Annotated in this window: 15 protein-coding genes, 1 tRNA gene and 1 pseudogene; 5 read left to right on the top strand and 12 right to left on the bottom strand. The window is 71.5% G+C overall.

Annotated elements, in window-relative coordinates; all coding sequences use genetic code 11:
- Positions 1 to 259 (bottom strand): annotated as a pseudogene (locus tag AC08OV_RS04325) (glycosyltransferase family 2 protein); the annotation flags it as partial.
- A gap of 287 nt (positions 260 to 546) precedes the next feature.
- On the opposite strand from AC08OV_RS04325, the gene AC08OV_RS04330 reads away from it, so the two are divergent.
- Entirely contained in the window at positions 547 to 1,818 is a 1,272-nt protein-coding gene (locus AC08OV_RS04330) for a glycosyltransferase (protein WP_476614356.1), read from the top strand.
- A 72-nt stretch (positions 1,819 to 1,890) separates the two neighbouring features.
- On the opposite strand, the gene AC08OV_RS04335 is transcribed toward AC08OV_RS04330, so the two are convergent.
- The 10 genes from AC08OV_RS04335 to AC08OV_RS04380 all read right to left on the bottom strand — a co-directional run bounded on the left by AC08OV_RS04335 (position 1,891) and on the right by AC08OV_RS04380 (position 7,504).
- On the bottom strand, positions 1,891 to 2,544 hold the full coding sequence (locus AC08OV_RS04335) for a PIG-L deacetylase family protein (RefSeq protein ID WP_476616069.1): 654 nt from the start codon (positions 2,542 to 2,544) through the stop codon (positions 1,891 to 1,893).
- A gap of 186 nt (positions 2,545 to 2,730) precedes the next feature.
- On the bottom strand, positions 2,731 to 3,324 hold the full coding sequence (pth, locus tag AC08OV_RS04340) for an aminoacyl-tRNA hydrolase (RefSeq protein ID WP_476616068.1): 594 nt from the start codon (positions 3,322 to 3,324) through the stop codon (positions 2,731 to 2,733).
- A gap of 33 nt (positions 3,325 to 3,357) precedes the next feature.
- Positions 3,358 to 3,978 (bottom strand): 50S ribosomal protein L25/general stress protein Ctc, encoded by a 621-nt coding sequence (locus AC08OV_RS04345; RefSeq protein WP_476616067.1) that lies wholly within the window; start codon positions 3,976 to 3,978, stop codon positions 3,358 to 3,360.
- A 177-nt stretch (positions 3,979 to 4,155) separates the two neighbouring features.
- The gene (locus AC08OV_RS04350) at positions 4,156 to 4,824 is read right to left on the bottom strand and encodes an Asp23/Gls24 family envelope stress response protein (protein ID WP_476616066.1); all 669 of its coding nucleotides are present in this window, start codon (positions 4,822 to 4,824) and stop codon (positions 4,156 to 4,158) included.
- Positions 4,821 to 5,396, bottom strand: a complete 576-nt coding sequence (locus AC08OV_RS04355; protein ID WP_476619332.1) for a DUF6286 domain-containing protein — start codon at positions 5,394 to 5,396, stop codon at positions 4,821 to 4,823. Before AC08OV_RS04355 ends, AC08OV_RS04350 begins: the two co-directional genes overlap by 4 nt.
- Before the next feature lie 92 nt (positions 5,397 to 5,488).
- Positions 5,489 to 5,872: an Asp23/Gls24 family envelope stress response protein gene (locus AC08OV_RS04360; protein WP_462186372.1), complete on the bottom strand. Its 384-nt coding sequence runs from the start codon at positions 5,870 to 5,872 to the stop codon at positions 5,489 to 5,491.
- A complete protein-coding gene (locus tag AC08OV_RS04365; protein ID WP_476614395.1) occupies positions 5,869 to 6,057 on the bottom strand; it encodes a DUF2273 domain-containing protein in 189 nt (62 codons plus the stop codon). Before AC08OV_RS04365 ends, AC08OV_RS04360 begins: the two co-directional genes overlap by 4 nt.
- A gap of 153 nt (positions 6,058 to 6,210) precedes the next feature.
- Positions 6,211 to 6,558 carry a GTP-binding protein gene (locus tag AC08OV_RS04370; RefSeq protein ID WP_476614394.1) on the bottom strand — a complete coding sequence of 116 codons (348 nt, stop codon included), beginning with the start codon at positions 6,556 to 6,558 and terminating at the stop codon, positions 6,211 to 6,213.
- Positions 6,555 to 7,022, bottom strand: coding sequence for a hypothetical protein (locus tag AC08OV_RS04375; RefSeq protein WP_476614393.1), 468 nt, complete (start codon positions 7,020 to 7,022; stop codon positions 6,555 to 6,557). The genes AC08OV_RS04370 and AC08OV_RS04375 overlap by 4 nt, the downstream gene beginning before the upstream one ends.
- Complete coding sequence (locus tag AC08OV_RS04380) at positions 7,019 to 7,504, bottom strand: Asp23/Gls24 family envelope stress response protein (RefSeq protein WP_462186369.1); 486 nt, start codon at positions 7,502 to 7,504, stop codon at positions 7,019 to 7,021. The genes AC08OV_RS04375 and AC08OV_RS04380 overlap by 4 nt, the downstream gene beginning before the upstream one ends.
- Before the next feature lie 423 nt (positions 7,505 to 7,927).
- Here AC08OV_RS04380 and AC08OV_RS04385 point away from each other — a divergent pair, with 423 nt between their 5' ends.
- The gene (locus AC08OV_RS04385) at positions 7,928 to 8,950 is read left to right on the top strand and encodes a 4-(cytidine 5'-diphospho)-2-C-methyl-D-erythritol kinase (protein ID WP_476614392.1); all 1,023 of its coding nucleotides are present in this window, start codon (positions 7,928 to 7,930) and stop codon (positions 8,948 to 8,950) included.
- Positions 8,947 to 10,800: an ABC-F family ATP-binding cassette domain-containing protein gene (locus AC08OV_RS04390; RefSeq protein ID WP_476614391.1), complete on the top strand. Its 1,854-nt coding sequence runs from the start codon at positions 8,947 to 8,949 to the stop codon at positions 10,798 to 10,800. Before AC08OV_RS04385 ends, AC08OV_RS04390 begins: the two co-directional genes overlap by 4 nt.
- Positions 10,801 to 10,825: 25 nt before the next feature.
- On the opposite strand, the gene AC08OV_RS04395 is transcribed toward AC08OV_RS04390, so the two are convergent.
- Positions 10,826 to 11,845, bottom strand: a complete 1,020-nt coding sequence (locus AC08OV_RS04395) for an acyl-CoA desaturase (protein WP_476614390.1) — start codon at positions 11,843 to 11,845, stop codon at positions 10,826 to 10,828.
- Positions 11,846 to 12,235: 390 nt separating this feature from the next.
- Here AC08OV_RS04395 and AC08OV_RS04400 point away from each other — a divergent pair.
- A tRNA-Gln gene (locus AC08OV_RS04400) sits at positions 12,236 to 12,307 on the top strand.
- Between the two features lie 246 nt (positions 12,308 to 12,553).
- The coding region (locus tag AC08OV_RS04405; protein WP_476619333.1) for a sugar phosphate nucleotidyltransferase at positions 12,554 to 13,451 on the top strand (898 nt) is incomplete at its 3' end.

Raw genomic sequence — 13,451 nt, forward strand, 5'->3', positions numbered from 1 at the left:
CCACGACGATGATCTCCATCGGCCCGGGATAGTCCGTGCCGGTGAGTTCATCCAGTTTCGCCCCGATCACCGCCGACTCGCGATAGGCGGAGACGACCACGCTCAATCCCGGCCAGATCTCAGGGTCCGGCGGTGCCGTCGACTCCAGGCCACGGCTGCGCAATCCGATATAGATCGGATACAAAACGTGACCGTAAACGGTTGTGGCTCCCAGCGCCGCGACGGCGGCACCTCGACCGATGGTCCGGACACCTGTCATGGCGGTTACCGTAGCGTTCCGCCGGTCAGCCACAACCAACGGCTCCGTCCTTTGCGGTACGGCGCCATTGACTCCATGACACGCCATGACGCCGCGCAGCCGTGGCACCCGCACCGCGCCAAAGTCGTCCCGCGGAATCGGATGGACCCCCCGGCGGACCTGCGCGCACCTCGACCCCACCTTCACCTCACGACACTCTTGTCATCTACCTGCAACTGTCCGCGACACCCCGCACGAGTACCGAGCCCGCAGTCGTTACCCGACCCCACGGTCGTTACAGTTGTCCGGTGAGCGACTCCACGCGCTGGATCGTCGTTGTCGAGGAACCGTTTCTCCCAGCGGACGCGGGCGGACGGGTGGAGACCTTCAGCTTCCTCACCGCGGCCTCCGCGGCCGGCGTTCGGATGCAGGTCCTGGTGCCTTCCCGGGAGAACCTGGATATCGCCGCGTACGAGGAGGCCGTGCCGGGTTCGGCCGTCATCCGGCTGCCTCGTGACGACAGCCCACGGGCACACCTGACGGCCCGGCCATTCATGCACGCCTCCCGGCCGGTCAGCCCGTTGCGCCGCGCGCTGGAGTCGACGCCGCCACGAGCCGACGCCGTGATCAGTTACAGCTGCCGGACGTCGCATCTCGGCGAGGAGGTCGCCCGGATCTGGAAGCTGCCACATCTGGTGCGCGCGCACAACGTCGACTCGGAGTTCTTCCGGGTGCTGGCCCGCAACAGCTCGGGGCCGCGCACCGTCGCCTACGAGCTGGAGTATCACAAACTGCGGCTGGCGGAGCTTTCGATGCACCACTCTCCGCTCATCACCTGCATCGCGGACATCTCGCTGGAAGACCACAACTGGCGGCGTACGCGGGCGAGCATCCCGACGTTCCACCTGCCGCCGTTCCTGCCTGTCAGTGCCCTCACCGCATCGACGGGCACCGAGCCGACGGGCACCGAGCCGACCGGCACCGAGCCGACCGGCACCGGCCCGGCCGGGCCGGTCCCGCCGGGCCGGAAGCCGGCGCCTCGGGACGGCGCCGGCAAGAAGCTGATCTTTGTTGGCTCGCTGGATACCCCGACCAACATCGAAGCCCTGCGCTGGTTCCTCGGCGGCTGCTGGCCGACGATCCGGGTCCGCCATCCCGACGCGACCTTCCAGGTGGTGGGGCGGCGTCCGGAGGAGGGCCTGGCGGCATGGCTCGGTGGCTTCGAGGGCGTGGAGCTGCACACCGACGTGCCAAGCGTTGCCGGTTACCTCGCCACGGCCACCCTGTCGGTGAACCCGATGCGTTCGGGATCCGGCGTGAACATCAAGGCGATCGAGGCAATGGCGACGGGAACGCCAGTCGTGAGTACACCCACCGGCAGCCGCGGCCTCGGCTGGACGCCCGGTACCCACCTCCTCGTCGCCGAGGACGCGGGGGCCTTCGCCGACGCCGCCTGCAGCCTGCTGGAACAGCCCTGGAAGGCGGCCGAGATCGGAACAGCCGGCCGGGCCTACGTGCTACAGGAACTCGACCACGCGGCACTCATCGGTCGCATCCAGGAACATCTGACGCCAGCCTGAGTCCTTCCCGCCGGGCCTCACCGGGCCGACGGAGGAGGGTGGTAGGCGGGAGACCGGTGGGCGGGAGGCATATCAGAAGGTGAGCATCACCTTGCGGGCGTCGAACGCCTCCGCGTAGCGCGTCCCGCACTCGACGCCGCGCAGCCGCAGGGTTGCGCGGAAGGTCTCGTCGTCGAACCAGGCGCGGTCCTGCTGGCTGCGGAAATGACGTTTGAGATGGTCGAGTTTTGCCCCGACCGTCCCCTCGGGGATTGGGACGTACAGGCTGGGGGACAGCCGGTCGGCCTCCCATTTCGGGATCTCGTAGCCGAGGATGAGCGCCCCGCGAAAGGCCTGCCACGCCAGCTCGCCGAGCACCCGGTGATCCTGGTGAGCATCCGCGAGCGCCGGGGCGAACACGATGTCCGGGGTGACCTGGCGGGCGATCTGCAGCAGGACCTCCTTGACCCCGCTCCACTCCCGCGGGAGGAAACCGTCCCGGACCTCGTGCAGGTGCAGCGAACCGAGCGAGGAGCCGAGCAGTTCACGCGCGCTCTCCTCCGCCTCCGAGCCGCGCTCGCCCTCGCTCGAGAAGACCACCCAGTGCACGGCGGCCTCCGGATGGGCGGCCAGCAACTGCATGATCGTGGCAGCGGCGCCGATCTCCACGTCGTCCGCGTGTGCCCCGAGGGCCACGACGCTGTACGCCCGACCATCGGCCGGCGGGCCCGCCGTCAACGCCAGCATCCGGCACTCCTCCGCGCTCGCCCGCCCTTTCTCTCCCCCTCATGCCAGTGCACGAAGCCTCCGCCCCCCGGTTTCCCGGCAACCGGCCATGCCGTTGACCTTTCGCATCCACACCAACACTTGAAGTACCCAAGCACCCGGAGTGCCCACCGGACCGGCAGAAACACGCGGTGTCCGTCGAGCGGTTCAGAGCAACGCGTGATAGCGGTTCTGCGCGGGCTCCAGACCGTCGGCGATGAGCATCTCGACCGAGTCGGCCGCGTGTTCGAGCAGGAGGGGCAGCTCACGGCGTTCGGTCGGGGTGAAGTCCCGCAGCACGAAGTCGGCCGGATCCATCCGGCCGGGCGGACGGCCGATGCCGACCCGGACCCGCAGGTAGTCTCGTGTCCCAAGCGCCGAGGAGATGGACCGCAGACCGTTGTGGCCGTTGTCCCCACCGCCGCGTTTGAGCCGTACAGCCCCGAAGGGGATGTCAAGCTCATCGTGCACCACGATGAGCCGGGAGACCTCGGCCTTGTAGAAGCTCCGGGCCGCCGCGACAGGACGGCCGGAGAGATTCATGAAGGAGAGCGGGCGGGCGAGGACCGCCCGCGCCCCGGCCAGGCGGGTCTCGGCGACATCGGCCCGGGAACGGTGCGACTTCAGCCGCGACCCGGTCCGCTCGGCGAGCAGGTCCACGACCATGAAGCCGGCGTTGTGCCGATTGCCGGCATAGGTCGGTCCGGGATTGCCGAGGCCGACGACGAGCCAGGGCCCATCGTCGGCCGGGATGGTTACCATCGGCAGACAACATCGGCGATGGAGCGGATCCGCTTAGACGGACGCGCTCGCGACGCCGGCCTCCTCCGCCACCGGAGTCTCGCCGAGCGAGGCCTCCTGCTGAGCGTTCGTCCGCTTGGCCAGGCACTGCACGACGACCAGGTCGGGGTCGGCGTCGAGCTCGGAGCCGGCCGGCAGCGCCAGCTGGCGGGCGAAAATGCTCGTACCCGGCTCGAGCCCGGTGATGTCGACCTCGATCGGGCCGGGCAGCCGGGTGGCGTCGGCCTTCACCGCAATCGTGGTGACCTGCTGGTCGACCAGGGTGTCCGGGTGTGGTTCCCCGATCACCTGCACGGGGATATCGGCCACGACCTTCTCGCCCCGGGCTACGAGCACGAGGTCGATGTGCTCGAAGCTGCCCTTGATCGGGTGGCGCTGGACGTCCTTCGCGAGCGCGAGTTCGGTCCCCTCGGCCAGTTCGAGCGTCAACAGGACGTTCGTGCCGGCGTCGGTCTTGAAGGCGTGGAGTAGGTCGTGTGCGGGCAGCGCAATGTGACGCGGCGGCTTACCGTGACCATAGAGAACGGCCGGGACCTTGCCGGCCCGACGGGTGCGACGAGCCCCGCCCTTACCGAACTCGGTGCGCGGCTCCGCGGCGATGCGGACCTCGGACATGGCGGCGCTCATCCTTTCCTAAACTGGGGATCCGGCGCCGGAGGGCGGTGGAACCACCGCGGCGCGGTCCTTCACAGTACCGGACGCGCCACGGCAAGGGGGAAACGACCCCGTTCTGTCAAGACCCTTGGTGCGTCGCGGCCTTGGTCACCCTGCCCGGTCACGCCGGGCCGCACCTCAGCGCACCTGCGGCCGGATGGTGGCAGCGGGGCGGACCTCCACCTTGGCGGGTAGCCGCGGACGACCGACCGCGGTCCGGGCTCGATGGAGCACCGGGCCACGGATGTCGTCGAGCACGCCGGCGACCCCCGGCCCCGGGACAACGGTGACCGCGATCTCCAGCACGGGTTCCCGCCGGCCGCGCAGCACCGCCCGCACCGCCTCGATGCCCGCGATCCCGAACACGTCGTCCTCGACGGCGTCGGTCAGTGCCGCGGCGGACAGATGGACACCGCCGAGCGCATCATCCGTCACGTAGAGTCCACGACGCCGCGCCGCCAGCGCCGTCTGCGCCCGAAGCCACCCGAGGGCGAGCAGGACGACCAGCCCGGAACCGATCCCCACGGCGAGCCAGAACCAGGTGTGGGAGGTCGGGTAGGAACGGGTGTCGGCATCGAGCACCGCCTCGTCGGCGACGTCGTCTCCGAACGCACCGGCCCCCACCAGCAACGCGAGAACACCGGCCGCGAGGCAGAGCAACCCGACTCCGACCAGGGCGACCCGGTTGAGGCGGTCGGGCGGCGGCTCGGACAGCCCGGCCGGCCCACCGCCGGGCTCCGTGGGTACCCCGCCACCCGCCGAGCGGCCCTCGGCGGTCTGCCCTCCCGCTGCCCGTGTCTCGGTCATGCCGCACCGCCACCGGTCCGTCCCGCCCCGTTGACGGTCCGGTCCGCGGCCGGTGGGGTCGCCTGGATGCGCAGCTCGAGCGGCTCAGCCAGTTCGAAGGAGGCAAGCAAGGAGGCCAGGACGGCACCCGCGCGCTCCCGCGCGCCACCGGCGGCACGCGGCCGAAGACGCAGGCGGACGTCGGCGGTCCGGTCACGGACCCGAACCCGGGCGGCCCGCACCCCGTCGACGGTCAGGGCGGCGGAGCTCAGCGCCCGCGCAAGCCCTCGCCGCTCGACGAAGACAATGGTCTGCGCGCAGCTGCGCCGCACGGCGAGTCGGGACGGCGTTCCGCGCCGCGCTCCGAGCCAGATCAGCAGCAGGCCGACCAGAACGCAGATCCCCGCGGCCAGCCGGACCGCCCCGGAGGACCAGGCCGTGCCCGCCAGGCCGTCCGCCCACGCCGGCCAGTCGACCACGACGTAGCCCCTGCCACCGCCGGCCGCAGCCACGATCTCGATGACGGTGATGACCCCGGCGGCCGCGATCAGCGCGGCGAGCAGTCCGGCAACGATCCTACGCCCCACCCACACGGCGCCCTCCCCTCACCGAGCCCAGCCTTGCCTATTACCCGTGGTCTGTTACCCGTGCGCTGAACGCGAACCGGCGGGACAGAAGATGGCCGCTACCCATCGGAGGACAGCGACGGGATCTCGATGTCCAGGTGTGCCACGCGCACACCCGTGAGCGCTGCGACCCGGTCCCGCACCTCACAACGGACCAGCTCGGCCGTCTCCGTGACCGGGATCGGGTAACGCACGGAGAACGACATCGTCAGCCGGGCGGTGGCTCCCTCCATCTTCGCCGAGACCCGTGGCCTCCCGGCACGCCCACGACGCCGCGCGCCGCCACGGCGCGGGAATCTGCGTGGCGGTCCGGTAACGCCGACAACGTCCGCCGCCGCCATGGCCGCGATCTTCTCGACAACCCGGTCCGCCACCCGCAGGGAACCGGCCCCCGACCGCCTACCCGCGGGACGGCCCGGTCGCACACGCTCCCTCTCGTTCACCGCCCCCCCCGACGCCGGTCACCGCCCACGTAACGGGTGATATCGAGATCACCATCCACCACCTTGCCGATAACCAGCCCTATCGCACCGAAGACCAGCACGATCAGAAACTCGCCGAAGCCCCCGAAGGCGAGGGCGAGTCCGGCGATCAGACCGATGATCAGGCCAAGCGCGCTCGATCGCATGTGGCTCTTCCCCTTTCCCGGCCCATCCAGCCCGGCCCATCCAGCGGCCGCGGTACCCGGTCCGCCCCTCTGGACCGGCAGATCGAGGGGCGTCCCGCATGATCGTCACATGGAACCGGGCCCGGGGTACGGTCCCGCGGACCCGGTGTCGCCTCAGCGCACCCGAGGACCACGGCCGGGGCCGAACCGCGCCCAGCGGTACGACCACCACCGGCGCGCGGAGTCGGGACACCGGCGCCCGCGACCGCGAACCCAGGCGAACAGGATGCCCGCGGCGGTGGGCCGGTGATGGGTGGTGAGGCGGACGCCCGGAACACCCGGCGCGTCCGGCCCAGCCGGCCCGTCCGGCGCGGATCGCAGGGCCCGCAGGCCGGCGGCGAACACCTGTGGATCACCTCCCCGATCCGGGTGGTGCGTGCGGATGAACGCGCGGATCTCGGCCCTGCGTCGGGCGGCGTCGAGCTGGCGTCGGGATGACTCCTGCCGCCGATCGGAGGTCACGACGCCCCCATCTCCGCCGCCCCCGCATCCGGCACCCCCGAACGGAGCGTCTCCGGACCGACCACCGCCGCGTCCGGCCCCTCCGGACACGACAGGTCCGGATCCGGAATCGCCAGATCACGGATGACGACGTCGACCCGGGGACAGCCGGGTTCGGCCGCCAGCACCGCGGCGCGCACCCGGGCGGCGAGCTCACCGAGCCGTTCCCCGTACCGGCACACGATCTGCACCAGGATCCCGTCCGGCCGTACCCGTACCCCCTCCACCCGGCGGCCCGGAAGGTAGGTCGCGACCTCGGCCGCGGCACCCGCCCCGCCGTCCGGAACGCGGTGACGATCCTCGTGCCGGACCGGCGCGCCGATGAGCCGGACGACACCGGGACAGGACAGCACGGTCCGGGCCACCGCATCCGGATCCCAGGCGAACCCGCTCACCGGCCCGGCCGCCGTCGGGTTCGTACTCATTCGACCCGCCGCGACTCTTCCGATTCCTCCTCGCCGATGTAGACGTCGTCGATCGCGATATTCACCTCGGTGACCTCCAGGCCCGTCATTCCCTCCACGGAGGTGACGACGTTGTGCCGGATCGAGTGGGACAGATCCACGATGGAGACCCCGTAGTCGCAGACGACGTCGAGGTCGATCGCGGCCTGCCGTTCCCCGACCTCCACCGCGACTCCCTGGGAGACGCTGGCCGAAGCGCCGGGGATGCGGGCCCGGAACGAACCCATCGCGCGGGCCCCACCCGAGCCCAGGCTGTGTACCCCGGAGACCTCGCGTGCCGCGACACCGGCGATCTTGCGGACGACGGCGTCCGCGATCGACGTCCGGCCCCGGCCGGTCACCAGCTCGGTGGACGTCTTGCGCTCCGGCACGGTGGTGCGACGCGCACCACCTGCGTCCGAGGTCTTCGCCTCGGGCCCGGCCGCGCTGGTTGTGGTGGTCATGGTGCTCCTTCCTGGCCGGCATCGTCGGAGCGCCCAAAGCGGTGGAAGGGGTCAGGTCCGACCAGGAGCGGGACGTCGAGGGACGATCCGTCCGGGCGCTCTCCGGTGCGGTCGTTCACGATCAGGGATACCCGAATTCTCCGGTCGGACAACAACCCGTTCCCGTCGGCACAGCTACGATTACTGAACGGAAGCGCGCATCGTCCCCGCCGCGTCGCCGGGGGCCGATTCGCTGCGCCCCTCGCGATCCTTCGCGGGCGGACGCTCATCCGCTCCCGGCGCGGGCGGATAGGTTTGGGTGCCGGCCGCCACCGAACGCCACGCCGCCCAGCGGGCGCGTGCGTCCGAGCGAAGGAGCATCCGCTGCCTCGATCCCACCCGGGTCCGCGCCGAAGCGCCGGAGCCGGCCCCGCTACCGTCACCGTGCGAGCCCCGGCCAAGGTCAACCTGCATCTCGGCGTCGGACCGCTCCGACCGGACGGCTACCACGACGTCATCACAGTGCTGCAGGCCGTCTCGCTGTTCGACGACGTCTCGGCGACGTCGGTCGATCCCCCGCAGTTCCACGGCTCGGGGCTATCGACCACCGGCGACGGCGGCGGGGACGGCCGGTCCGGCGGGGACGTAGTCGTGACCGTCGAGGTGTCCGGGGAGGGCGCCGACCCGGCGTCGCTGGGTCCGGCGACGCCCACGCCGGAGGTCTCCCTCGTCCCCACTGGCCGGGACAACATCGCCGTCCGGGCCGCTCACCTGGTTGCCGAGGCCGCGGGCATCACCTCGGAACGTGTTCATCTCACCCTGGCGAAGGGCATCCCCGTCGCCGCGGGGATGGCCGGGGGCAGCGCCGACGCGGCGGCGGCGCTCGTCGCCTGCGACGCGCTGTGGCAGACCGGACTGGACCGGGCGACCCTGACCCGGCTCGCCGCCCAGCTCGGCAGCGACGTCCCGTTCCCCCTGGCCGGCGGCACCGCACTCGGCACCGGGCGCGGCGAGCAGCTCACCGACGTCCTGGCGACGGGCGAGTACTACTGGGTGTTCGCGCTCGCCGACGGCGGCCTGTCCACCCCCGCGGTCTACAAGGAGTTCGACCGGCTGACCGAGGGCAAACTGCGGACCGGCCCGACCCCCGCCGACGACGTGCTCGCCGCGCTGCGCACCGGCGACCCCGGTCAGCTCGGGGCCGCCCTGGTCAACGACCTGCAGCCGGCGGCGCTGCGGCTTCGGCCGTCCCTGCGCCGCGTCCTGGAGGCGGGCCGGGAGCTGGGAGCCGTCGGGGCGATCGTGAGCGGCTCCGGTCCGACCTGCGCCTTCCTCGCGGCCGGAGCGCAGGAGAGCATCGCGCTCGCGGCAAGCCTCGCCGGGATGGGGGTCGCCCGCGCGGTACGCCGGGCCTCCGGGCCGGCGAGCGGCGCCAGGATGGTGGAGGGGGCAGGCGAAGCGCCGTGAGCGCCGTCCTGGTCAGCCTCGAGAACGTCGACGCCGCGTTCGGCACCCGGACGCTGCTCGACCGGGTGAGCCTGGGGATCGGCGCCGGGGAACGGATCGGGGTCGTCGGGCGCAACGGGGCCGGGAAGTCCACCCTGCTGCGGATCATCGCCGGCGAGGTGGCCCCGGACGCCGGCCGGGTCGTGCCCGCCGGTTCCACCCGGGTCGCCACCCTGGCGCAGGCCGACGTGCTCCCCGCCGAGCGCACCGTGCGCGAGATTGTCGTGGGCACCGTCGCCGAGCACGAGTGGGCGGCGGATCCCCGGCAGCGGGGCATACTCGCCGGGCTCGGGCTGCTCGAACGGCTCGACGACCCGGTCGGGCCGATGTCGGGCGGGGAACGCCGCCGGGTGGCGCTGGCCCAGCTCCTCGTCCAGGACACCGACCTGCTGATCCTGGACGAACCGACGAACCACCTGGACGTCGAGGGGGTCGCCTGGCTCGCCCGGCATCTCGCCGGCTTCCGCGGTGGACTGCTCGTCGCGACCCACGACCGCTGGTTCCTCGACGAGGTGTGCGGACGGGTCTGGGAAGTCGTGGACGGGCGCGTCGACGCGTACGAGGGCGGCTATTCCGCGTACGTGCTCGCACGGGCCGAACGCACCCGGCGGGCCGACGCCACCGAGGCCAGGCGCCAGAACCTGCTGCGTAAGGAACTCGCCTGGCTACGCCGCGGCCCGCCCGCCCGGACCAGTAAGCCGCGCTTCCGCATCGACGCGGCCAATGCGCTGATCGCCGACGAGCCGCCGCCCCGGGACACCATGGCGCTGCGCAGCTTCGCGGCATCCCGGCTGGGCAAAGACGTCTACGACGCCGAGCATGTCACGGTCCGGATCGGGGACCGGACGTTGTTCGACGACGTCACCTGGCTGGTCGGACCGGGGGACCGGATCGGGCTGGTCGGTGTCAACGGAGCCGGCAAGACCACCCTGCTGCGCGTGCTGCTGGGTGCGGTGACGCCGGACGCCGGCCGGGTCCGGGTGGGGGCCAGCGTGCGACCGGCCCTGCTGTCCCAGGAAATCGCCGAACTACCGGCGCCGCTGCGGGCACTGGAGGCCGTCGAACAGGTCGGGCGGGTCCTGGAGGTCGAGAAAGGCCAGGAACGGACCGCCGGCCAGTTACTCGAGCAGTTCGGCCTCCCGTCGTCGCGGCAGTGGACGCGGGTCGGGGAGCTCTCCGGCGGCGAACGCCGCCGGCTGCAGCTGCTGCGCCTGCTGATGGCCAGACCGAACGTGCTGCTCCTCGACGAGCCGACCAACGACCTCGACACCGACACCCTCACCGCGCTCGAGGACCTCCTCGACTCGTGGCCGGGCAGCCTGATCGTGGTCAGCCACGACCGCTATTTCCTCGAACGCACCTGCGACGTGACGCTGGCGCTGCTCGGCGACGGCCACCTGCGCATGCTGCCCGGCGGCATCGAGGAGTACCTCGCCCGGCGCGCGGCCGCCCGGGAGGAGGCCGCGGCCCGGGCACCGTCATCCCGGGGTTCGTCGGCCTCCGGCGGCGGAGCGGGCGGGCAGGCCACCGGCGGACAGGGCACCACCGTCGCCGAAGCTGGGCGGACAGGTGGGCCGCCCGCCCTGTCCGGGAGCGAGCTGCGCGCCGCCCGCAAGGAGCTGACCCGGCTCGAGCGCGCCCTGGACCGGCTGAGCCGACGCGAGCAGGAGCTGCATCACGAGCTGGCCGAGGCCGCGACGGATCATGGGCGTCTGCTGACGCTGGACGCCGAGCTGCGCGCCGTCGTCGCGGACAAGGACAGCACCGAGGAGGCCTGGCTCACCCTCGCCGCCGAGATCGAGGGTGGCTGACAAGCCGCCGCCACCCGCCGCCCGGTCAGGCGGTAGCGCGTTTCGCCGCGAGACGCACCGGGTCCGGCCAGCGGACGTCCCGCACCAGGTGGACGGTCTCCATCAGCTTGATCAGGTAGAAGCTGGTGTCGATCTGCCAGGGCCGCACCCCGTGCCGGGCCGAGGTCGGCTCGGCGTGATGCAGGTTATGCCAGGACTCGCCCATCGACAGCAGGGCCAGCGGCCACACGTTGGTCGACCGGTCCCGCGACCGGTAAGGACGCGAGCCGAGGACGTGGCAGATGCTGTTCACCGACCACGTGACGTGGTGCAGCAGCGCGATACGGACCAGCCCGGCCCAGAAGAACGCCTCCAGCGCCGCGGCGAATGAACCCCCCCACAGGCCGCCGATCATGGCGGGCAGCACGAGGCTGGCGAACGCGCACAGCGCGAACGAGCGGCTGACCTTCATGATGTCGGGATCGTCGAGCAGGTCCGGGGCGAACCGACGCTGGTCGGTCTGCTCGACATCGAACAGCCAACCCACGTGGGCGTGCCAGAGACCCTTGATCAGCGACCACGTCCCCGGACCGTAACGCCATGGCGAGTGCGGGTCGCCCTCGGTGTCGCTGAAGGCGTGATGACGCCGGTGGTCGGCCACCCACCGGATAACCGGGCCCTCGATCGCCATGTTGCCGGCGACCGCCAGCGCGATCCGCACCGGCCTGGACGTCCGGAAGCCGCGGTGGGTGAAGTAACGGTGGAAGCCGATCGTCACGCCATGGCCGGTGATGCCGTAGAACACCACGGCGAGGACGACGTCCCGCCAGGAGATCCACCGCCCCCACATCGCCGGGATCGCGACCGCCAGGGAGACCAGCGGCACCACGATCGTCACCACCATCACGACCTGCTCGACGCGGGCCTTCGTCATCGAACGGGGCCGCGAGGCGTTGCCGCGGCTGTTCGCGGGATCAGCCCGGCGGGGAACCGGGCCCGTGGTGGGTTCGCGGTCGTCCCGCGGTGCCCGATTGTCGCTCGGTGTCACCGTGTCGGTAGCGGTCATCGCCTCGTTCCGTCCGTCGCGGCTGGCCCACTGTGCCGGCGCTCCATCCGCCACGGTAGCCCGCCGACATGACAACGTCCCCCCGCCTCTACGTCCGCCACGCAAACAAACCATCGGTCGCCGACCCGACCCGGATCGATCGGCACCGCCGCGCACCACGGTCACCGGCAGGTCGATGACAAGCCGATGACGAATAGCGACATCTAATAAAATTTGATGTTATTAGATGACAGCCAGTGGCAGTCTGGCGACGAAGAGATGAACGGCGGCCAACCAAACCCGGTCCGGGACGCCCGCCCGCGCCGGCCGGCGGGCAGGGTAGCCGGCGGCGGCCCGGCTTTTACCATCCGAGCCACCCCACGATGGTAGAGTTGGCATGTTTTCTCGCGGTCCGCCGTAGTGTAATCGGCAGCACAGGAGATTTTGGTTCTCTTAGTCCACGTTCGAGTCGTGGCGGCGGAGCATTACCGGGCCCGGAGCATTACCAGGCACGGAGCTACCGGACACCATCAGTAATACCATCGAAAAGAATATTCCGGAAGCACCGCCACACCATCACCACGGCGGCAGACAGGCACACATCATTTCCCAATCCGGGGCCGGCGTGTTCCCGGGATGGCCGTGGCATCTGCCGGCGCCTTCCGGTCGACGGGTAGTGTGGGCGCCGTCGCCCCACCGCTGTCCAGGTCCGAAGACTCGGGAGATCGCGTGACATCATCACGTCCGGCGGCCGTCATCATCCTGGCAGCGGGCGAGGGCAAGCGCATGCGCTCGACGACACCGAAGGTGCTGCACCACATCGCCGGGCGCTCCCTTCTCCACCACGTGCTAAGCGCGGCCGGAGCCCTCGCGGCGGCGCGGACCGCGGTCGTCGTGGGCCACGGCCGCGAACAGGTCGCGGCGATGCTGGCGGAGCAGGCTCCCGAGGTCGTCCCGGTCGTCCAGGACCGCCAGCACGGCACGGGCCATGCCGTCCGGGTGGCCTTGGCGGCGTTCGGCGAGCTGGCGCCCAGCGGCACGGTGGTCGTGCTGCCCGGCGACACCCCGCTGTTGACCGGCGCGACGCTCACTGCCCTGGTGGCCCAGCACCATGCCCGGGCGGCCGCGGCAACGGTCCTGTCGGCCGTTGTCGACGACGCCACCGGTTACGGCCGGGTGGTGCGCGACGGCGACGGCGCGGTCCGGGCCATCGTCGAGCATCGCGACGCCGACGCCGCCACCGCGACGATCCGAGAGATCAACACCGGCGTGTACGCGTTCGCCGCGGGCCCACTCCAGACCGCACTCGCAGGGCTGACCAGGGACAATGCTCAAGGTGAGGAGTACCTCACCGACGTCGTCGGGCTGCTGGTCGCCGCCGGGCGGCCGGTGGCCGCGCGGGTCGTGGACGATCCCGGCGAGGCCGGTGGGGTGAACGACCGCGTCCAGCTCGCCGCCGCCGGACGGGTGCTGCGGGACCGGATTGTCGAGGCGGCGATGCGCGCCGGCACCACCGTCGTCGACCCGCAGACCACCTGGATCGACGCCGACGTCATCCTCGAACCGGACACGACGCTCGCCCCCAACACCTTCCTGCACGGCCGGACGCACGTCGCTCGCGGCGCCG

The organism is Frankia sp. CeTa3Moorea (genome assembly GCF_978021225.1).